The following is a 20,338-nucleotide window of genomic DNA, read 5'->3' on the forward strand; positions in this document are numbered from 1 at the left end:
TAGTGCTGCAACCAGTGTGAAAGTAGGTTATCGTCAGGCTAGTTATATAGAAAAACCCCCTTCCGGTGATCCGGTTGGGGGTTTTTTGCATTTGTGATGTCATATTCTTGTCACGTTGCCCCGCTAAACTTGTCTCTTTCCCAATTAGAGGTGGTGGCATGATGCGTCTTTCCCTGGTGTCGCTGGCGGTATTGTCGTTTTTGGCAGGCTGCGGTAGCAATGATGAAAATACGGCGGCGCCCGTCAATCCAGCCATGACCGGGGTGTTCCTCGATGGCGTCGTTGACAATCTCGATTACGTGGCAGGCACAGCACCGAAGGCCGCTACCAACGCCAAAGGCGAGTTCACCTGCTATGCTGGCGACACCGTCAGCTTCAGTGTTGGCGGCATTGCCCTGGGCAGCACCCTGTGTGCTCCCACGGTCACTCCGCTGGAACTGGCCCGCGTGGTCGATATCAAGGACATCAAAGTGATCAATCGCCTGCTGGCCCTGCAATTGCTCGACGATGACAATGATCCGTCGAACGGCATCAAGCTCACGGCCGAGGCCAAGACCGCGCTGGCCGGCAAGACCCTCGACTTCAACGCTGCCGCCACGGCCTTCAATACCAACCTGAGCGCCACCCTGGCCACGGCCGGCGCCAAGTATGCAGCGCGCAGCGTGGACGACAGCCGCCGCGCACTGGTGCGCGAACACTTCGAAGACACGCTCGCCTCCAAGCGCGGCACGCCGGTCAACGAGACCTTCACCCAGAAAAACACCCTGGGCGACGTGGCCGTGACCGTCACCCGCTACCAGGTCCAGGCCGACAGCAAGTTCTACATCCCTTACGAGGGCAACAATGCCAAGGTCAAGGAAGAATTCCCGCTCGGTTTCCTGCCATCGTACGGCTCGGCACTGGCCTTCAAGGGCACCAATGCCAATGGCGACCTCGAGTTTTACGGCCTCACCGATCGCGGCCCCAATGGCGACGGTCCCAATCTGCCGGCCTTGAGCGGCACCGGCGTGACCGGCAGTAAAATCTTCCCGTCGCCGAGTTTTGCGCCTTCATTCGGCGTGATCACGGTGGGCAAGTCGGGCGCGGTGCTCACATCGTCCACACCGATCAAGGTCTCGGCAACCGTTGCCACGTCGGGCCTGCCGGTGGCGCCTGGCGCCGTCGGTTACACGTCCGAGCTGCCGGTGATGGACGTGATGAAATATGACGCCGCCAGCAAGGCCACCTTCAATGCGGGCGGGCTCGACTCCGAAGCCATCGTCTTCGACAAGAAACGCAACGTGCTGTGGGTATCGGACGAGTATGGTCCGTTCATCGAGAAGATCGATCCGGCCACCGGCGTCATCCTCAGCAAGTATGCGCCAGGCACCGGCCTGCCGGCCATCTTCGCCAAGCGCCGCGCCAATCGCGGCATGGAAGGCATGGCACTCGACACCACCACCGACAAGCTGCACGGCTTCCTACAAAGTCCGCTCACCGATGGCAACGCGCCATACACCGTGACCGGCAAGAGCGAAGCGGTCGAACGTTTCGCCCGCTTTACGCGCTGGACCGAATTCGATCCCACCACGGGCACGTCGGGCAAGATGTACGCCTATCCGCTGGACGCGACCGATTACCAGGACGGCCGCACTGGCAACGCCAAGCTCGGCGACGTGGTGGCGCTGGGTAATGGCAAGTTCATCGTGATCGAGCAGGGCGCGGCGCCTGGCGGCAACGTGTTCAACAAGCTGATGCTCGTGGAAATCGGCGCGGCCACCGATATTTCAGCCAATGCCTACAACGCCACCACGTCCGACCTGGAAAAGAGCAGCATGGGCGGCGCTGCCGTCAACGGCGCCGACTGGAAATCGGTCGTTGCCATGAAGAAAACCGTGCTACTGGACTTGAACGCCATCGGCTGGCTGGCTGAAAAGGCCGAAGGCCTGACGATGGTGGACGCCAATACCCTGGCCCTGGTCAACGACAACGACTTCGGCATGAAAACCAAGGTGTTCAATGCCGCCGGCGCAGTGATCGAGGATGCAGACGTGACCAAGTGCAATGTCGATGCCAACGGCGCCATCATTGCCAGCAATGCTGCAGGTTGTGCATCCGGCAATACCATCCGGGTCGGACGGGGTACCGACCTCGAGCGCCCGAGCCGCCTGTGGCTGATCAAGTTTGCCAAGGCGCTGACGTCGTTCTGAGCGGGACCTGCTAGTCCGCAAGGAGGCGCGCTCTTGGCGCTTTCCTTACCGGCGGGACAGATTCTTAGCCCACATCAAGGCGGCGGCACGACAGGTTGCTACCTTCTCAGGGATAACCCTGGAAGGAATCCCTCATGGACTATGCGCAGCTAAGACCTGGCCGCCGCTTTGCCCCGCTGCACAGCCTGCTGTATTACAGCCAGCGGCTCGTCACCCGGCCGGCACTGCGCCGCCTGGTGGTGCGCACCCTGACCGGGGCGCTGCGCCTGCGCCATGGCAGCGGCAGCGAACTGCACGCCGACAGCGCCGAAGAGGCAGCCGCCTTGGCCGACCTGAGCCAGAGCGGCTACGCGCCGCTCGGCAACCAGCTCAGCAGCGTGCAATGCGACGCCATCCGCGTCTACCTGCAAGACAAACTGCTGACCGATCGCGACCGTGAACGCGAGCTGTTCGCGCTGGCGCAAGCGCCGCCAGGCGTGCGCGTGGCCGACTATCACCTGCGCGACGTGATCGCCTGTCCGCATATCCTGGCGCTGGCCAATAGCGCACCGCTGCTGGGTCTGGCCGCGCGCTATATGCGCTGCAAGCCCACCATCTCTGCGCTGGGCCTGCGCTGGTCGTTCCCGGGAGCGGGCGACGCCAGCGATTTACAGGCGTTTCATCGAGACTCTGAGGACTGGCGCTACCTGAAGGTGCTGGTGTACCTGACCGATGTCGATCACGACGCGGGGCCGCACGTGTATTTGCACGGCAGCCACCTGACGCAGGCACCGGTGCGGCTGCGTTTTTACAGCGACGACGAAATCGCCGCCAACTATGGCGCCGGGCGACTGCTCACGGCCACCGGCACGCGCGGCTTTTGCTTCGCGGTCGATACCGCCGGCATCCACAAGGGCACGGCGCCGCACTTGCTGCCACGGCTGATGCTGCAGATCCAGTACTCGCTGCTGCCCAGCTATGCCTACCAGTATGCGCCCGAGGAATACGACGGTGCACTGCAGCTCGATCCCTATGTGAACCGCCTGATCGTGCGGCCGCTGCGCGTGCCGCGCTGATGTCGACGGAGTATATGGCACCGCATTGCGCCTGCCCCCGCTGCGGGTCCGAGTGGACCCGGCGCATTCGGCGCGCCTGGTGGATGCGGCTGCTGGCGGGCAGCATGCGCATCCGCTGCCTGGCCTGCCACCATGAATTCCTGTTCAGGAAACGCTAGGTTTCCTTCACGCTGCCCTTGCTGATACTTTCCCCGTCTGTCTTGCGCAGCGACCAGAACGTGATCGACGACAGCACGGTCATCACCGCCAGCGTCAGGAAGGCGTAGTGCAGCGCCGTGGTGAGGGCGACGCGGTTCGATTGCGGCACGTCGCCCAGGTACCAGCCGGTGATCAGCGAGCCGGCCGCCAGGCCGAAGCTCACCGACAACTGCTGCATCGAACTGGCGATGGTACTGGCCATGCTGCTGTCGTTACCTTCCACGTCGGCGTAGGCGATGGTGTTCATGCTCGAGAACTGCAGCGAATTGAAGAATCCCAGGCACAAGCTGATCATCACGATCACGTAGATCGGCGTGCCTTGCTGGACGAACGAGAACAGGCTGATGGTGATCCCGATCAGCACCGTGTTCACCGTCAGCACCTGGCGGTAGCCGAAGCGCGCCAGCACCCGCGCCGAGATGAATTTCATGAACATCGCGGCGGCGGCCGACGGCATCATCAACAGGCCCGATTGCCAGGCCGGCAGGCCCAGTCCCAGCTGGTACAGCAGCGGCAGCAGGAACGGCAGGCCGCCCACGCCAATGCGCGTGATAAAACCGCCCATGACCGAGACGCGGAAGGTGCGCACCTTGAACAGGGCAATGCGCAGCAGCGGATACGCCGCCTCGCGCGCATGCCATACGTAGGCCGCCAGCAGCGAACAGGCGATCAACAGCAGCACCGACATCGACGTGATGTCGAGCCGGTGTTCGCCGAACACCTCGAGCAGCCATGACAGCAGCGCCACGCCGGTGCCGAACAACACCAGGCCGATGAAGTCGAGCGGGCGCGTGTCCTCGCTGCGGTAGTCGGGCATGTGCTTGTTGGCCAGGTACAGTGCGGCGATGCCCACCGGGACGTTGACGAAGAAGATCTCGCGCCAGGTCATCCAGTGCACGATCAGGCCGCCGACCGTGGGCCCGAGCAGGGGTCCGATCAGCGCCGGGATGATGACGAAGTTCATCGCCGCCAGCAGTTCGGACTTGGGGAAGGTGCGCACGATGGCCAGGCGCCCGACCGGCATCATCATCGCCGCACCGAAGCCTTGCAGCAGGCGCGCCGCCACCAGCATTGGCGAATTGACCGACAGGCCGCACAGGATGGACGCGATGGTGAAGATGGTGATGGCGCTCATGAACACGCGCCGGGTGCCGAAGCGGTCGGCCATCCAGCCGCTGACCGGAATCGCCACCGCAAGGCTGAGCACATAGCTGGTGACCACGGCCTTGAGGCTGAGCGGCGTTACTTGCAGGCTGGCTGCCATGCTGGGAATGGCGGTGTTGACGATGGTGGAATCCAGCTGCTCCATGAACAGGGCGGTGGCCACCACCCACGGCAGGTAGCGCTTGGCGGCCACCTCGGCGGCGGATGGTTCGGGGAGTTGGGCGGTAGTATCCATGGTCTGATTTTCCCATAAATGTGCCGCGAAGGTCACCGGGTCTTTAGGGGAGTGCGCAGCAGTCATCATGCTGTCACCGGACAGCGCTAAGGTGCGTGCAACCATCTCGAGGAGGCCCCATGCACGACCAACCACCGATTCCCGGACGACGCGGCTTTATCCGCCAGGTAGCCGGCACTGCGCTGCTGGGCACCGGCCTGGCCGCTTGCACCAGCACGGCCAGCCATGGCGACAACAACGACAACACCGGTCCGTTGCGCTTTGCCCACGGCGTGGCCAGCGGCGACCCGTTGACCGACCGGATAATCCTGTGGACCCGCGTGACGCCGGGCCAGGACAATGGCGGCGGCGACATCGCCGTGCGCTGGCAACTGGCCACCGATGCCGCCATGCGCTCGGTAGTGGCTTCGGGTACCCTGACCACCTCGGCGCACCAGGACTACACCGTCAAGGTCGATGCCGCCGGATTGCTGCCCGGTCACGTGTACCACTACCAGTTCGAGACGGGCGTGGCGAAATCTCCGGTAGGCCGCACCAAGACCCTGCCGCGCATGGACGTGCGCCAGGTGAAGCTGGCGGTGTTCTCGTGTTCGAATTACCCGTTCGGCTTTTTCAATGTATACGCCGACGCAGCACTGCAGGGCGATCTCGATGCGGCGCTGCACCTGGGCGACTATATCTACGAGTACGAAAGCACCGGCTATGGCGCCGAGCAGGGCAAGCAGCTCGACCGCGTGTCCGAGCCGCGCGACGTGCTGCTGCGGCTGGAAGACTACCGGCGCCGCTATGCCCAGTACCGCAGCGATCCCGACCTGCAGGCGGTCCATGCCGCCATGCCGTTCATCGCCGTGTGGGACGACCACGAAATCGCCGACGACACCTGGCGCGACGGCTCGCTCGACCACAAGACCAGCGCCTACGGCCCGTTCAAGCTGCGCAAGCTGGCGGCGGCCACCGCCTACCACGAGTGGATGCCGATCCGCACGCCCGATCCGGCGGCAATCGACAGGATCTACCGCTCGTTCGACTTCGGCAGCATCGTCTCGCTGCACATGCTCGACACCCGAGTGATCGGACGTGATCAGCAACTGATGATGTCCTCGTACTTCGACGCCAACAAGCAGTTCGACGAGGCCCGGTACCGCAGCGACCTGTATTCGCCGCGCCGGCAGATGATGGGCGCCGAGCAGATGGCGTGGCTCGACCGGCAAGTGGAACAATCGACCGCGCGCTGGCAGATGCTGGGGCAGCAGGTGCTGATGGCGCGCATGGAGTATCCGAAGGCGGTGGTACTGGGCGAGTGTTCGAGCACCGCCTACGTGGCCGCCAAACGCCGTGCAGCGCTGGATCCTGCGAGCGTAACCGACCAGGAGCGGCGCTGGCTGGCGTCGCCCTCGCTGCCGTGCTACCTCGATTCGTGGGACGGCTACCAGAGCGAGCGCGAACGGCTGTTCGCCATCATGGAACGGCACCGCAAGAACATGGTGGTGCTGGCCGGCGACACGCATAACGCCTGGGCCAGCGACCTTTTCGATGCCAATGGCCGCCAGGTGGGCGTGGAATTTGCCACCCCCGGCGTGACCTCACCGGGCATGGAAGGCGGCCAGCCCCAGCGCAACCCGGACGACGTGGCAGCCATGATGACCGACATGATCGCGCCGCTGTACTACGCCCAGACCAGCAAGCGCGGTTACCTGGTTGTCACCGCCACCCACGAGCAAGTGCGCTGCGATTTTCGTTTCGTCGATACTGTGCAGCAGCACCAGTACACGGCGGCGGTGGAGCGCAGCCTGCGTACGCTGGCCGGACCGGGCAACCGCAAGCTCGAGGAATGCCCGCCGGTGTAAATCAGTGCGCTTTGAGCGCCACCAAAGCATCGTACAACGGCTGGGTAGCATCGGCAATGCGTTCCAGGCTGGCCTCGCGCAGGGCGGAGGTATCGACCGTGTTCTGCGAGTCCAGTCCTGCCCAGCGCAGCAGCGCGCTGCACGCCTCGGGCGTATCGAACAGGCCGTGCAGGTACGTGCCGAGGATCTGGCCATCGCCAGACACCGCACCTTCGGGCCGGCCGGCGATGGTAAACGCCGGCCGGTCAAGGGCGGCGCCGGTCGAGGTGCCCATGTGGATTTCGTAGCCGGTGACTGCAGCACCATCGGCGTCGAACGCGCACACGCCGTGCACCTGCACCAGCCGCTTGTGCGGCGTCATCTCCGTAGTCATGTCGAGCAGCCCGAGGGCCGGCGAAGCGCCGGCGTGGCCTTCCATGCCCAGCGGGTCAAGCACGCCGGCGCCCAGCATCTGGAAGCCGCCGCACACGCCGATCACCTTGCCGCCGTAGCGCAGGTGGCGGGTAATCGCAGCGGGCCAGCCCTGCGACTGCAGCCAGGCCAGGTCGCCCCGCGTGTTCTTGCTGCCGGGGAGGATGATCAAATCCGCCGGCGGGATCGGCTCGCCCTGGCGCACAAAGCGCAGATCGACGTCCGGGTGCGCGCGCAGGGCGTCGAAGTCGGTGTGGTTGCTCATGCGCGGCAGGCTGGGCACCACCACGCGGAAGGCGCCGGTGGAGGCCTGCACCGCCTGCACCGCATCTTCCGCATCGAGGAACAGGCCGTGCAGATACGGCAGCACGGCCAGCACCGGCTTGCCGGTTTGCTGCTCGAGCCATTCCAGGCCCGGTTCGAGCAGCTTGATGTCGCCCCGGAAGCGGTTGATCACGAAGCCGATGGTGCGATCGCGTTCGCTTTGCGACAGGCACGACAAAGTGCCGACCAGGTGGGCGAACACGCCGCCGCGGTCGATGTCGGCCACCAGGATCACCGGGCAATCGACTTTTTCGGCAAAGCCCATGTTGGCGATATCACGCGAGCGCAGGTTGATTTCGGCCGGGCTGCCCGCGCCTTCGACCATCACGCAATCGTACTGCGCCAGCAGGCGCTGGTGCGATTCGAACACCGCCTCCATGGCGACTGTCTTGTAGCGATGGTAGTCGCGCGCATTCATCTCGGCGCGCACCTGGCCGTGGATGATTACCTGCGCGCCGATGTCGCTCGACGGTTTTAACAGCACCGGGTTCATGTCGGTATGCGGCGCCACGCCGGCGGCGATCGCCTGCAGCGCCTGGGCGCGGCCGATCTCGCCGCCATCGGCCGTCACCGCGCTGTTGAGCGCCATGTTCTGCGGCTTGAACGGCGCCACGCGCACGCCGTCCCGCTTGAGCAGGCGGCACAGGGCCGCCACCACGGTGCTTTTGCCGGCGTCGGACGTGGTGCCTTGCACCATCAGGGTCGTGTAGGGAAAAGTCATCAAAAGGGTTTCAATTTTTGCGCCGCTGGCGCGCCTGTTCCAGCAGCTCGCACATGGCGCGCGTGCCCTCCACCATGCGCGGACCGGCGCGGTTGAGCAGTTCGCCGTCGAGCGTAAACAGGTTGCCGTTACGGACCGCCTTCATGGTCGTGTACTGCTTCCACAGCGTGACGCCGCCGTAGTCCTTTTCGGCGGTGCCGAAGATCGCTTCGGGATCGGCTTGCAGCACGCCTTCGATGCTGACTACGGGGGCCGTCACCTTCAGGTCGGCGAAGATGTTGACGCCGCCGCACACGCGCATGGCGTCGGTGACGATCGAGCCGGCGCTCAAGGTATAGAGCGGCTTGTCCCACACCTGGTAGAACATGCGCACCGGCGGCCGGTTGGCATATTGTTTGGTCAGCGCGGCGAACTGCGCGCGGATCTGCGCGGCGGCAGGTTGCGCCACGGTTTCCGTACCCAGCAACTGGCCCATGCGCTGGACGTTGTCGGCGATGCCGTCGAGTTTCAACGGTTCGCTGTGGAAGATCGGGATGCCCAGCTGGCGCAGGGTGTCGATCTGGCGCTCGGAGCTGCCGTGCATCCAGGCCACGATCAGGTCGGGCTTCAGGGCGATCACGCGCTCCATGTCGATTTGGCGGTTGGTGCCGATGCGTGGGATCTTCTTGGCCGCTTCCGGGTAATCGCTATAGGTGACGGCGCCGACGATGCGTTCGCCGCCGCCGGCTGCGAACAGCAGTTCGGTCACGTGCGGCGACATCGACACGATGCGCTGCGCCGGCTTTTGCAGGGTGATGACGTTGCCGTCGTCGTCGCGCACGGTGATGGCGGCGTTGGCGGTCATGCAGGTTGCCAGTGACAGCAAGGCCAGGGTTGTGAGGCGTTTCATTTTTCGGTCCATTCTTTCAATGCCAGTTCCAGGCGCTGCCAGCCTGCTTGGTCGGGCGGCAGGCCCAGGCGGATACCGCGCGCGGCCTCGCGAAACAGCCGCACCCACACGCCGCGTTCGGCCATGTGCTGCCAGAACGCCTCCGGCTGCGGTTCGGCCCACCACTGGAACAGCGGCGTGCCGGTCGAGGCGATGCCATGGCTGGCCAGGAGTGCCGCCAGCCGTGCGCCTTCGGCGTGCAGGTAGTCGTGGGTGCTGGTTTGCCAGGCGTAGTCGTGCAGGGCGGCGAGCGCAATGTGCTGGGCGGGGCCGCTGATGGTCCAGGGGCCGAGCAGGTCGGCCAGGTCGCGCAGCAGGCCGGCATGGGCCGCAACGAAGCCGAGGCGGATGCCGGCCAGGCCAAAAAATTTGCCCACCGAGCGCAGCACGATCAGCCCCGGCATGCCGGTGTGCGCCGCCACACTGTTGTGCCGAGCGGTGTCGCCGAATGCTTCATCGACCACCAGCCAGCCGCCGCGCGCGGCCAGTTGGCTCGCCCAGTCCAGCAACTGCGCAGCGGGCACAGTGGCGCCGGTGGGGTTGTTCGGATTGCAGACCACCACCACGTCGCTATGCGCGATGGCGGCATCGAGTTCCGCATACGGGATTTGCGTGAGCGTGTGGCCGTGACCGTGCCATTGGTGCGCATGTTCGGCGTACGACGGCGCGGCCACTGTCACGCGCGACGGGGCGCGCAGCCGGGGCAGGGCCTGGATCGCCGCCTGGGTGCCGGCCACCGGCAGCATTAGCGGCGCGCCGTAGCATGCTTGCGCCGCTTGTGCCAGTTCGGGCGAGGCCTCGGGCAGCCGGTGCCACGCGTTGCCGGGCAGTGTGGGCGCCGGGTACCAGCGCGGATTGAGGCCGGTGGACAGGTCGAGCCAGTCGGACCGGCCGAAGCGCAGCGTGGCGTCGCGCAGGTTGCCGCCGTGTTCAAGCATGGAGCGTCTCCAGCAGCGCCGGCAATAGCGTCAGCACCAGCCCGGCGCCCAGCCACAGCGCGGTGGTGTGCGTGACCAGCCGCCACGCGCGGCCGATATCGATGCCGGTGGCTGGCACGCCGGCACCGAGCACCGGGCGTTCTTCGAGCTGGCCGTGGTAGACGGCCGCGCCGCCCAGTTGCACGCCGAGCGCGCCGGCGCCGCTGGCCATCACCGGGCCGGCGTTGGGGCTGTCCCACAAAGGCGCCTGGGTGCGCCAGCACTGCCAGGCGCGCCGCTTGGCGGCAAAGCCGGGGGCCAGCAGCACGTACGAGAGCGCGGTCAGGCGCGCGGGAATGTAGTTGAAGGCGTCGTCCAGGCGTGCGGCGGCGCAGCCGAAGCGCAGCAGGCGTTCGGTACGATAACCCCACATGGCGTCGAGCGTGTTCACCATGCGGAACATGACGGCAGCGGGGCCACCGCCCACGATGAACCAGAACAGCGTGGCGAAGACGGCGTCGTTGCCGTTTTCCAGCAGCGACTCGGCGCTGGCGCGGGTGAGTTCCACTTCGCTGGCGCTGCTGGTATCGCGGCTGACGATGCGCGACGTCAGGTAGCGCGCCTGCGGCAAATCGTTGTGCGCCAGTGCGTGGGCGATCGGCAGGTTGTGTTCGCGCAGGCTGCGCAAGCCCAGGCACACGTACAGCATGGCCGCGTGCACGGCGGCGGCCAGCCAGAAGCTCACCGCGCCGGCCGCCCACACCAGCAGCGCGGTCAGCGCGGTGATCGGCAGCACCGCCAACAGCCACGCCAGCACGCCGCGCCGGAAGCGCGCCTTGCCGGTGCCGCGGTTGAGGCGGCGATCGAGGCCCATGGCCAGGTTGCCAAAGCCGACCAGCGGATGCCAGCGGCGCGTTTCTCCCAGCAGCAGGTCGAGCAACACGCCGGCCACCATCAGCACCGCGATGGCGGCAAACGACAACCCAGCGATCATCCCTTCAGGACCAGCGGCAGGCCAGCGGCGACAAATACCGCGCGGTCGCAAATGGCCGCCACCGATTGATTCAGGCGGCCCTGTTCGTCGAGGAAGCAGCGCGAGATGGCGCCGAACGGCATGATGCCCAGGCCGACTTCGTTCGATACCAGCACGATGTCGCTGCTGCACTTGGTCAGCGCGCTGGCCAGCATGTCCTGCTGTTCGTGGAACAGCGCGGGCAGAGTGATTTCGCCCACATCCGGGTATTCCTGGCCGCTCGAGAACAGCAGGTTGCTGAGCCAGAGCGTAAGACAGTCGACCAGGATCAGGCGCTCGGGCGAGGACCAGCGCAGCAGCTGGTTGCCCAGTGCCAGCGGTTCTTCCACCGTGGTCCACTCGCCGGGGCGGCTGCCCTGGTGGTGGGCGATGCGCGCGGCCATTTCGACGTCGCCAGCCGTGGCGGTGGCGATATAGACCACTTCCTTGCCCGACTCGATGGCCAGGCGTTCGGCGTAAGCGCTCTTGCCCGAGCGTGCGCCGCCCAGAACCAAAGTACGTGTCATCCGTGTCTCCTCATGAACAGGGCGGCTGCCGCCGCCGGGTTGGATGGGTAATATGCGTGAAAATACGAAGCGGTCAATGAGCCAACGCGATACCAGGCTTCACCCTGGATTGCGGAGGGGTGCTTGATTGTATGCGCGGCCGGCGCCACTGTGGTTGTCAGTTTTGAATAATGGAAGGTGTGGCCGCGCAGGACACCGTCTGCCGTGGGCAGTCCCTGCGGGCCCAACCCGGCCAGGCGTGGCTGCATTGCCACAGCGCCCGGCAGCAGGCCGGCCATGGGCCACTCGTTGTCCTGCTGGTCGGTCAGGGTATCGGCCAGCGCCATCATGCCGCCGCATTCGGCCACGATCGGCAGGCCGGCCGCGTGCGCGGCGCGGATCGAGGCGCGCCAGGTGGCCGCCTCGCTCAACGTCTGTGCGTGCAATTCGGGGTAGCCGCCTGGCAGGTACACGGCATGTGCTGCGGCGGGCACCGGTTCGTCGGCCAGCGGCGAGAAGAAGGTCAACTCGGCGCCCAGCGCCCGCAGCAGGTCCAGGTTGGCGGGATACAGGAACATGAAGGCGGCGTCGCGGGCAATCGCAATCGTCCTACCCTGCAAGGTCGCCGGCATGGACTCGGCTGCTGGCGCTGGCGGGATTTCGATGCGCACCGGGGCCAGGGCTTCCCATGTCGCCTCGTCGAAAATCAGCTGGTCGGCCAGCTGGTCGAGCAGGGCGTCGAGGTTGTGGATTTCGCCGGGCACCACCAGGCCCAGGTGACGTTCGGGCAGCGACACCTGCTGGCGCGGCATGGTGGCAAACAGCGGGACGTCGCGCAGCGATGCGGCCACCATCTTGCCGTGGTTGTCGCTGGCCACGCGGTTGGCGATCACGCCGGCCATCTCGACCGGGCCGTAGTCGCGCAGGCCCATGACGATGGCGCCGGCCGTCTGCGCCATGGCCGACGCATCGATCACGGCCAGCACCGGCACGCCGAAGGTGCGCGCGACATCGGCCGACGACGGCGTGCCGTCATATAAACCCATCACGCCTTCGATCAGGATCACGTCCGCCTCTTGCGCCGCTTGCGCCAGCTGGCTGCGGCACTGGTCAGGACCGACCATCCACAGGTCGAGCGTGCGTACCGGCGCGCCGGTAGCGCGTTCGAGCAGCATCGGGTCGATGAAGTCGGGGCCGCACTTGAACACCCGCACGCGTCGGCCCAGCTTGACCAGCTTGCGCGCCAGCGCGGCGGTGCAGGTGGTCTTGCCCTGACCGGACGAGACGGCCGCCACCATCACCACTTTCACGTCGATGTGCTTCACCACTCTGTACCCAGTTGCGCGGCGATGCCGGCCTTGAACGCGTGCTTGACGACCGTCATGTCGGTAACCGTGTCGGCAATCGCGATCAGTTCGGGCGGCGCACCGCGGCCGGTGATCACCACGTGCTGCATTGGCGGGCGCGCCAGCAAGTCGTTGATCACGTTTTCCACGTCGAGATAGCGGTACTTGAGGGCGATATTGAGTTCGTCGAGCACCACCAGGCCGCAGGCTGGATCGTCGAGGAAGCGCTTGGCCTGTTCCCACGCCAGCTTGGCTTTTTCGATGTCGCGTTCGCGATTCTGGGTTTCCCAGGTATAGCCTTCACCCATGGTGTGAAAGCTCACTTCATCGGGGAAGCGGCGCAGGAACTGCTCTTCGCCGGTGGCCATCGCACCTTTGATGAACTGCACCACGCCCACCTTCATGTTGTGCCCCAGCGCACGCGCTACCATGCCGAACGCGCTCGAGCTCTTGCCCTTGCCGTTGCCGGTGTTGACGATGATGATGCCGATCTGCTTGTTGGCAGACGCGATCTGGGCGTCGATGATGGCTTTTTTACGCTCCATGCGCACGCGGTGGCGTTCGTTGAGGGCGGCGTCGCCGGTATCAGGGGTGTTGGTTGGTTCGGTCATGGGGTCTCCTCGGAGGGGATGAAGATGCTGCGGTGGCCGTGGCGGATGATGTCGATCGGATGGCCCAGGTAGTCGCCCAGGATATCGGCGCGCATCACGTCATCCTTGGCGCCGGCCAGCCAGCGGCCATCGCCACGCAGCAGCAATGCGTGGGTGGACACGCTGTGCGCCAGCGTGAGGTCATGACCAATCATGACCACGGTCTTGCCCTGTTCGCGGCACAGGCGCGCCAATAAAGTCATTACGCTCACCTGGTGCGCCAGGTCGAGCGCATTGGCCGGCTCATCGAGCAGCAGCAGTGGCGTGTCCTGCGCCAGCATGGCGGCAATCGCTACCCGCTGGCGCTCGCCACCGGACAGCGTGCGCACGTCGCGGCCGGCCAGGTCGGCCACTTCCATCGACGCCAGCGCTGCCAGGGCGATGGCATGGTCGTCGCTGCCTTCCCAGTAGCGGTGGTCGTGGTACGGGTGGCGTGCCGACAGTACGGTTTCGATCACGGAGTAGGCGAAAGCGTCACTGCGGCTTTGCGCCAGGAAGGCGCGCTGGCGCGCCAGGTCGGCCAGCGGCCAGTCTTGCAGCGCGCGCTCGCGGATCGATACCGTGCCGGCGTCAGCTGGGCGCAGTCCGGCCAGCGTGCGCAGCAGGGTGCTTTTGCCGGCGCCGTTGCGGCCGATTACGCTCCAGCATTCGCCGGTGCGTACCTGCCAGTCGAGATTGGCGACCAGCTGGCGCTGGCCGATGCTAAGAGAGAGCTGATGGGTGGCGATCATCATGTCGTCACTTCCGCAGCCGGTGCAGCTGGTACAGGAACACCGGTGCACCGACCAGCGCGGTGATCACGCCGACCGGCAGCTGCTCTGGCGCGATGATGGTGCGCGCCAGCGTATCGGCCAGCATCAAGTAGGTGCCGCCGGCCAGTGTGGCGGCGGGAATCAAGAGGCGGTGGTCGGGACCGACCGCGAAGCGGCAGGCGTGCGGCACGATCAGGCCCACGAAGCCGATGCTGCCAGCGGTGGTCACCGCGCTGGCGGTCAGCAGGCCGGAGACAAAGAACAGTCCCTTGCGCAGCGCGCCCACTCGGATGCCCAGCGTGGCGGCGGCTTCCGCATGGAGCGCCATCACGTTCATGGCGCGCGCATTTTTGACCGCGAACAGCAGCGCGGCGACCAGCACCAGGCACGGCATCCAGCGCAGCGGTGCACCGGCCATGTCGCCGATCATCCAGAACACCATGCTGCGCAGGCGGCTGTCGGGCGCGATCGACAACATCAATGTGACGAGCGCCATGCAGGCCGACGACAGAATCACGCCGGTGAGCAGCAGCAGGGCGGTGCCGCCATCGGCTGCGGCGCCGCCGCGCAGGTCGCGCCGCGCCAGCAGGTACAACATCATCGAAACGGCCACGGCGCCGCCAAACGCCGCCGCATCGACCATCCACGCCGCGCACATGAACATCAACGCCGCCAGCGCGCCCACCGACGCGCCGGCGGAAATGCCCAGCACATAGGGATCGGCCAACGGATTGCGCAGCAAGGCCTGCATCATCACGCCAGCCAGGGACAGCGCCGCACCAGTGATGAAAGCGGTGAGCGCGCGATGCACGCGCAGATCGAGCAAGGTAGCGGCCAGCGTGGATTTCTCGCCACGCAGCAGGTCGCCAATCGCAGCCGGCATATCGGCCATGGGAACCGCCACCGACCCGGTCATCCCCGAAAACACCAGCCCCGCAAGCGCGAGCAGCCCCAATCCACCCAACACCACGGCGGCGCGCTGCTGCAATTTGCGGGAGAAATCAGCCATTTACTCTTTCCTGAAGTTCGGGGTCAGTGCCGACATTTAGACACAGGCTCTGCAATGATAAAGCAGAGATCGTGTCCGAATGTCGGCACTGACCCCGAAGTGGGGTTACTTGTAGCCGTAGCGCAGGCCGGCGAAGAACTTGGCGCCCGGGGTATTGTAGTAGCGGGCCAGGTCGTACTGTTTATCGCCGATGTTATTCCAGCGTACCAGCGCGGACCAGTCGCGGGTGAAGGCGTACGTGGCGTACAGGTTCACCAGGCCGTAGCCGCCCAGGCGCACGGTGTTGGCGGCGTTTTCGAAGCGTGCGCTCGACAGCTCCACTTCCACGCCCGCTTTCAGGGCGCCGGTGCCGTAATCGGCGGTGACGTTGGCATGGCGCTTGGCGCGGCGGATCAGGCGCTTGCCGGTGGTGTCGTCTTGCGGGTCTTGCAGGTCGGCGTTGGCGCCCAGGTTGACGCCCATGACACGCGTGGCGGCCGACAGCGTGATGCCTGCCAGCGTGGCGCGGTTGACGTTGTAGGCGCAGCCGCTGGTGTAGCCGCCGCCGAACGGGCACGGGTTGGTGTTGACCAGCATGTCGGTCAGGCGGTTGCGGTAGTAGCCGGCGCTCATCGCATTGACGCCATCGTCGTAGCGCAGGCCCACTTCGGCGTTGCGGCCCTTTTCCGGGCGGTTGGCCGGGTTGCCGTAGTTCGGGAAATACAGCTCGTTGTAGGTCGGCGCGCGGAAGCTGCTGCCATAGCTAGCGGTGGCGCGCAGCGCGCGGGTGAACTGGTAGCCGTAGCCGATGGCCCCGGTGTTCTGGTTGCCGTAGACGGAGTTGTCGCGCCGCGCGCTGGCGCTGAGCAGATGCGCGCCACGGCGGGCGTTGTACGAGGCTGCGAACGAATTGGTATTGCGGTCGCGGTTCATGGCGGCCGCGCCGTTGGTGTCCACTTCTTCCTTGCGATGCTCGTACAGCATTTGCAGCGTGTCGGCGCCGATCGTCACGTCGTTTTGCCAGGTGATGAAGCTCTGTTTGGTGTCAATGCGGGTGTAGCCGGCTGCGGTGGCGTTGATGTAGTTGGCGCCCTTGTCGCGGGTTTCGGAATACTGCAACAGGCTGCGCCACGCTGGCAGCAGCTGCGCCCTGGCGAACACGCTGGCAGTGTCGATGGTGTTCTCGCTCCGCGTGTCGTAGGCGGCAAGGCCCGAGTCGTACTGCGCATCGAGACTGCTATGCAGGAACAGCGCACCCGCTTCGATACCCTTGGCCAGCTGCAGGCCGAATTGGCCGGAGACGTTTTCCTTGTCGTAGCCGTCGTCGTCCGGATTGTACGAGGACAGGCCGGAGCGGGTAGTGGAAAAGCCATCCGACTTTTCCTTGCCGACGCTGATGGCGTAGCTGAAGCTATGCTCACCGCCGGTGCTGCCGGACACCGTGGCGTCGGCCTCGCGCGTATTGTCGCTGCCGTAGCCGGCAAAGCCGGTAACTGCCGGCGCGCCCTGACCCTTCCGCGTGAAAATCTGGATCACGCCGCCGATGGCGTCCGCACCGTACAAGGAGCTCAATGGGCCGTAGACGATTTCGATGCGGTCGATGGCAGTGAGCGGAATCGCGCTCCAGTTGGCAGCACCCGTGGTGGCCGAGCCGATACGCACGCCGTCAACCAGCACGATGCTCTGGTTGCTGTTGGCGCCGCGGATATAGACGTTCGACGAGCTGCCGGCGCCACCGTTGCGCGTGACCTCGATGCCGCGCTGGCGCTTGAGCAGATCGACGATCGAGCCGGCGCCTGCCTGGGCGATCTGTTCGGCGTCGATGATGGTGCTGTCGCTGATGACGTCGGCCAGTGCTTGCGGCGTGCGGGTGGCTGTGACCAGCACGGTGGATGCCGATGCCGATGCCGGTGCAGGTGCAGGTGCAGGTGCAGGTGCGGCGTGGGCACAGGAGGTGGCGAGGGCGAGGACCAACGACGGCAGCGCCGCGCGAGGGGTAAAGCGAAGGATCATGATTGCTATTTCTGTAAAGGGCAACCGGCCAGCATCCCGCAGGCCAGATTGAACAGAAGCGCACGGCGGCGCATGCCGGCGTGTGTGCTTCCACCAGGTTTGGCCGGTATCCGGGCTGGCAAGCGGCCAGTCCACCTTCCCATGCAGCGCACAGTGGTTGTCAGGACTGGTTTGTCGCCATCGGCGACGCTTGTTGACCGTTGCGGGGGCAGCACACGCTGGCCCTGTGAAGGGGCTTCGTGTTTCCCGTTTAACTGCGCATCCGGACGGACGCGCGGGCACCAAAACCCGGGCATTATACGTGGTGTCGCCTGGAGACTTACTTTGACGCGGGGTGCGGCAGGATCAGCGCCTCGCCATACGGCAGCCGGTGCGGCGTGCCAGCCGCTTGCAGCGCCATCGCCAGCGGCGCCAGGCCGGCGTGGCGGGCAGCGAGCAGGCGCATGGTGCCGGCGTGGCAGACCACGATCGCTGCGCCGTCATGGTTGGCATCGAGCTGGCGCTGCAAGTCGTCATAAAATGCGGCGACGCGTTCGGCCATCTGCAACACGCTCTCGCCGTCGCCAGGGCGGTAGTTGGCCAGGTCGGCGGTCCAGGCATCCACGCCTGCGCGGGGAATGCTGTCCCAGGCCTGCATCTCCCAGGCGCCAAAATCCATTTCCATCAGGCGGGCATCGAAGATGGGGGCGGACGCCAGGCGCGCCGCCAGCACGGCGCAGCGTCGCAAAGGGCTGGAAAACAGCGGTATCCCGTCGGGTATCGCGGGCAGCAGGGTGGCAAGCGCCTGTTCCAGCTGTGCGGGCGCCACAGCCAGGTCGGTGCGGCCGTAGCACATGCCGGGTGCGACGTCCGGCTGTGGATGGCGGATCAGGATCAGCCGCATGGTGCTAGAAGAACTGGCCGCTGGTGTGCAGGCCGGCCAGCACGCACAGGTAGAAAATCACCTCCGTCACCTGCTGCACCGCGCCCAGGCAGTCACCCGTGTAGCCGCCGATGCGGCGCACGAATTTGCGGGCCAGCCAAATGGTGGCCGCCAGTGCGCACGCTATGCCCGACAGCAGCATGGTCCACGACAGCCAGTGTAGCCAGATCAGCACCAGGGCCGGCGCCACTGCGGTGACGGTAGCGATGGCAAATTCCGGCGTCGCCATTTTCTGCGCCAGCGGCTTGGCCTTGCCCTCGGCGCGCGCGTACTCGAGGCGCCAGATCAGCCCGGTGGCCATCAGGCGCGACAGCGGATGCGCAAACAGCAGGGCGGCAATCGCACCGTATGGCGGCAGCATGGTCAGCGTGGCGCACTTGAGCAGTAGCAGGGAAAAGATGCCGATCGCACCGTAAGCGCCGATGCGCGAGTCCTTCATGATCTCGAGCACCCGCTCGCTCGTCATGCCGCCGCCAAAACCATCGCAGGTGTCGGCGAAGCCGTCTTCGTGAAAGGCGCCGGTGACATAGATGCCAGCCGCCGTCGAGAGAATGGCGGCGATCGCCGGCGGAAAAAGTTTGAAGGCCACCGCATACACGGCGCCGGCGATCAGCGCCACGACCACGCCGACGAGCGGAAAGTAGCGCGACGCCTGGTTCAGCCACGCCGGGTCGAACCCCACCCAGCGCGGGATCGGCAAGCGCGTAAAGAACTGCAGGGCGGTGAAGAACAGGCGTAGCTGGTGCATGGGTTAGTGGGCCTTGGCGCTGACCTGGGCCGATTCGAACGTGGCCATGCGGTTGAGGAAATTGACTGCCGCGTGCAGCAGCGGCAGCGCCAGGGCGCAACCGGTACCTTCGCCCAGGCGCAGGCCCAGCGACAGCAGCGGCCGGGCATCGAGCGCCGCCAGCATTTGTTCGTGGCCCTGTTCGTCGGAGCAGTGGGCAAACACGCAGTAATCGAGGATGGCCGGTTGCAGGCGCGCGGCCACCAGCAGCGCACTGGTAACGATGAAGCCATCGATCAGCAGCACCTTGCGCAGCTCGGCCGCCTTGAGCATGGCGCCGGCGATCATGGCGATTTCCAGTCCGCCGAACGTGGCCAGCACGTCGAGCGGCTCGGTGATCGAGCCATGGCGCGCCACTGCCGCTTCGATCACGCGCTGCTTGTGCAGCACACCTTCGGGTGACAGGCCGGTGCCGGCGCCCACGCACTGCGCTACCGGGATGCCGGTCAGCTTGTGCATCAGTGCTGCCGCCGCCGTGGTATTACCGATGCCCATTTCGCCGAAGCCGACCACATTGCCTTCCAGTTCGGCCGCCAGCGCCATACCGGCGGCCAGCGCCGCCTGGCAGGTGGCGCGGCTCATGGCCGGCTCCTGTGCGAAGTTGTGAGTGCCATTGGCCAGCTTGCGGTCAACCAGGCCGGCGCGCGGACCGAAGGCGTGATTCACCCCGGCGTCGATCACTTGCAAGGCGCAGTTGTTTTGTTCGGCGAAGACATTAATGGCGGCGCCGCCAGCCAGGAAGTTTTCCACCATTTGCCAAGTGACGTCTTGCGGGTAGGCGGAAATGCCTTCCGCCACTACGCCGTGGTCGGCCGCGAAGACCAGAATGGCTGGCTTACGCACGGTGATGTCGCGCGTGTTCTGGATCAAGCCCAGTTGTTTCGCCAGAGATTCCAGCACCCCCAGGCTGCCGAGCGGCTTGGTCTTGTTATTAACGGCGGCGTCGAGCTGGTCCGACAGTGCAGTGTCGACAGTAGGGGAAATTGCAGGAATGAGCATATGCTTGTTTATATAAGGAAGAGTGAACCGTTGCTACGATATCACAGAGAATAACGGCCACCCTCTTGCCAGCCCGGATACTCTGCGATATAGTTCTGTCCCTCGCAGAACACTGTGTCAAACACAGGGTGAAACGAGAAAAAGAAAGTTGACGAGATAAACGAAACACTTCATAATCTCGCTTCTTCGCTGACAGACAAAACGCTTTGTTGGCAACGCAGTACCGCAGTACCAAATAAAAGTTCTTTAAAAATTAACAGTCGATAAGTGTGGACGTTTGATGAAAGTGCACACAGCGCTAGTCGCTGTGATACTTAAAATATCAAATGTTCACAAGAAGTAATGAAATAGGCGCTATGAAAATAGTGGCCTGT

General features: G+C 65.3%; 17 protein-coding genes and 1 riboswitch. Of the genes, 3 read left to right on the top strand and 14 right to left on the bottom strand.

Annotated features, from left to right (window positions below; translation table 11 throughout):
- Positions 1 to 158 precede the first annotated feature (158 nt).
- Positions 159 to 2,189 (top strand): esterase-like activity of phytase family protein, encoded by a 2,031-nt coding sequence (locus tag DUPY_RS21075; protein WP_070250819.1) that lies wholly within the window; start codon positions 159 to 161, stop codon positions 2,187 to 2,189.
- Positions 2,190 to 2,323: 134 nt separating this feature from the next.
- Positions 2,324 to 3,244 (top strand): phytanoyl-CoA dioxygenase family protein, encoded by a 921-nt coding sequence (locus DUPY_RS21080; protein WP_070250820.1) that lies wholly within the window; start codon positions 2,324 to 2,326, stop codon positions 3,242 to 3,244.
- A gap of 154 nt (positions 3,245 to 3,398) precedes the next feature.
- Here the strand turns inward: DUPY_RS21080 and DUPY_RS21085 are convergent, their stop codons facing one another.
- On the bottom strand, positions 3,399 to 4,841 hold the full coding sequence (locus DUPY_RS21085; RefSeq protein ID WP_070250821.1) for a DHA2 family efflux MFS transporter permease subunit: 1,443 nt from the start codon (positions 4,839 to 4,841) through the stop codon (positions 3,399 to 3,401).
- 119 nt (positions 4,842 to 4,960) lie between these two features.
- Here DUPY_RS21085 and DUPY_RS21090 point away from each other — a divergent pair, with 119 nt between their 5' ends.
- Positions 4,961 to 6,688: an alkaline phosphatase D family protein gene (locus DUPY_RS21090; RefSeq protein WP_070250822.1), complete on the top strand. Its 1,728-nt coding sequence runs from the start codon at positions 4,961 to 4,963 to the stop codon at positions 6,686 to 6,688.
- A gap of 1 nt (position 6,689) precedes the next feature.
- Here the strand turns inward: DUPY_RS21090 and DUPY_RS21095 are convergent, their stop codons facing one another.
- The 13 genes from DUPY_RS21095 to cobT all read right to left on the bottom strand — a co-directional run bounded on the left by DUPY_RS21095 (position 6,690) and on the right by cobT (position 19,964).
- Positions 6,690 to 8,144 (bottom strand): cobyric acid synthase, encoded by a 1,455-nt coding sequence (locus DUPY_RS21095; RefSeq protein ID WP_070250823.1) that lies wholly within the window; start codon positions 8,142 to 8,144, stop codon positions 6,690 to 6,692.
- Between the two features lie 10 nt (positions 8,145 to 8,154).
- Positions 8,155 to 9,033 carry a cobalamin-binding protein gene (locus DUPY_RS21100; protein WP_070250824.1) on the bottom strand — a complete coding sequence of 293 codons (879 nt, stop codon included), beginning with the start codon at positions 9,031 to 9,033 and terminating at the stop codon, positions 8,155 to 8,157.
- Positions 9,030 to 10,010, bottom strand: coding sequence for a threonine-phosphate decarboxylase CobD (cobD, locus tag DUPY_RS21105; RefSeq protein WP_070250825.1), 981 nt, complete (start codon positions 10,008 to 10,010; stop codon positions 9,030 to 9,032). Before cobD ends, DUPY_RS21100 begins: the two co-directional genes overlap by 4 nt.
- Positions 10,003 to 10,983 carry an adenosylcobinamide-phosphate synthase CbiB gene (gene cbiB / locus DUPY_RS21110; RefSeq protein WP_070250826.1) on the bottom strand — a complete coding sequence of 327 codons (981 nt, stop codon included), beginning with the start codon at positions 10,981 to 10,983 and terminating at the stop codon, positions 10,003 to 10,005. Before cbiB ends, cobD begins: the two co-directional genes overlap by 8 nt.
- On the bottom strand, positions 10,980 to 11,528 hold the full coding sequence (gene cobU, locus DUPY_RS21115; RefSeq protein ID WP_070250827.1) for a bifunctional adenosylcobinamide kinase/adenosylcobinamide-phosphate guanylyltransferase: 549 nt from the start codon (positions 11,526 to 11,528) through the stop codon (positions 10,980 to 10,982). Before cobU ends, cbiB begins: the two co-directional genes overlap by 4 nt.
- The gene (locus DUPY_RS21120; protein ID WP_070250835.1) at positions 11,525 to 12,805 is read right to left on the bottom strand and encodes a cobyrinic acid a,c-diamide synthase CobB; all 1,281 of its coding nucleotides are present in this window, start codon (positions 12,803 to 12,805) and stop codon (positions 11,525 to 11,527) included. Before DUPY_RS21120 ends, cobU begins: the two co-directional genes overlap by 4 nt.
- 23 nt (positions 12,806 to 12,828) lie before the next feature.
- A complete protein-coding gene (gene cobO, locus DUPY_RS21125) occupies positions 12,829 to 13,464 on the bottom strand; it encodes a cob(I)yrinic acid a,c-diamide adenosyltransferase (RefSeq protein ID WP_070250828.1) in 636 nt (211 codons plus the stop codon).
- A complete protein-coding gene (locus DUPY_RS21130; RefSeq protein ID WP_070250834.1) occupies positions 13,461 to 14,234 on the bottom strand; it encodes an ABC transporter ATP-binding protein in 774 nt (257 codons plus the stop codon). The genes cobO and DUPY_RS21130 overlap by 4 nt, the downstream gene beginning before the upstream one ends.
- 7 nt (positions 14,235 to 14,241) lie before the next feature.
- The gene (locus DUPY_RS21135; protein ID WP_070250829.1) at positions 14,242 to 15,264 is read right to left on the bottom strand and encodes a FecCD family ABC transporter permease; all 1,023 of its coding nucleotides are present in this window, start codon (positions 15,262 to 15,264) and stop codon (positions 14,242 to 14,244) included.
- A gap of 105 nt (positions 15,265 to 15,369) precedes the next feature.
- Complete coding sequence (locus tag DUPY_RS21140; RefSeq protein ID WP_070250830.1) at positions 15,370 to 17,256, bottom strand: TonB-dependent receptor domain-containing protein; 1,887 nt, start codon at positions 17,254 to 17,256, stop codon at positions 15,370 to 15,372.
- 84 nt (positions 17,257 to 17,340) lie between these two features.
- A riboswitch (cobalamin riboswitch) is annotated at positions 17,341 to 17,557 on the bottom strand.
- Between the two features lie 18 nt (positions 17,558 to 17,575).
- Entirely contained in the window at positions 17,576 to 18,139 is a 564-nt protein-coding gene (locus DUPY_RS21145) for a histidine phosphatase family protein (protein WP_070250831.1), read from the bottom strand.
- A gap of 4 nt (positions 18,140 to 18,143) precedes the next feature.
- The gene (locus DUPY_RS21150) at positions 18,144 to 18,926 is read right to left on the bottom strand and encodes an adenosylcobinamide-GDP ribazoletransferase (protein WP_070250832.1); all 783 of its coding nucleotides are present in this window, start codon (positions 18,924 to 18,926) and stop codon (positions 18,144 to 18,146) included.
- Between the two features lie 3 nt (positions 18,927 to 18,929).
- Positions 18,930 to 19,964 carry a nicotinate-nucleotide--dimethylbenzimidazole phosphoribosyltransferase gene (cobT, locus tag DUPY_RS21155; protein WP_070250833.1) on the bottom strand — a complete coding sequence of 345 codons (1,035 nt, stop codon included), beginning with the start codon at positions 19,962 to 19,964 and terminating at the stop codon, positions 18,930 to 18,932.
- Positions 19,965 to 20,338 lie beyond the last annotated feature (374 nt).

It is taken from the genome of Duganella phyllosphaerae (assembly GCF_001758785.1).
Taxonomy (GTDB): Bacteria; Pseudomonadota; Gammaproteobacteria; order Burkholderiales; family Burkholderiaceae_D; genus Rugamonas; species Rugamonas phyllosphaerae.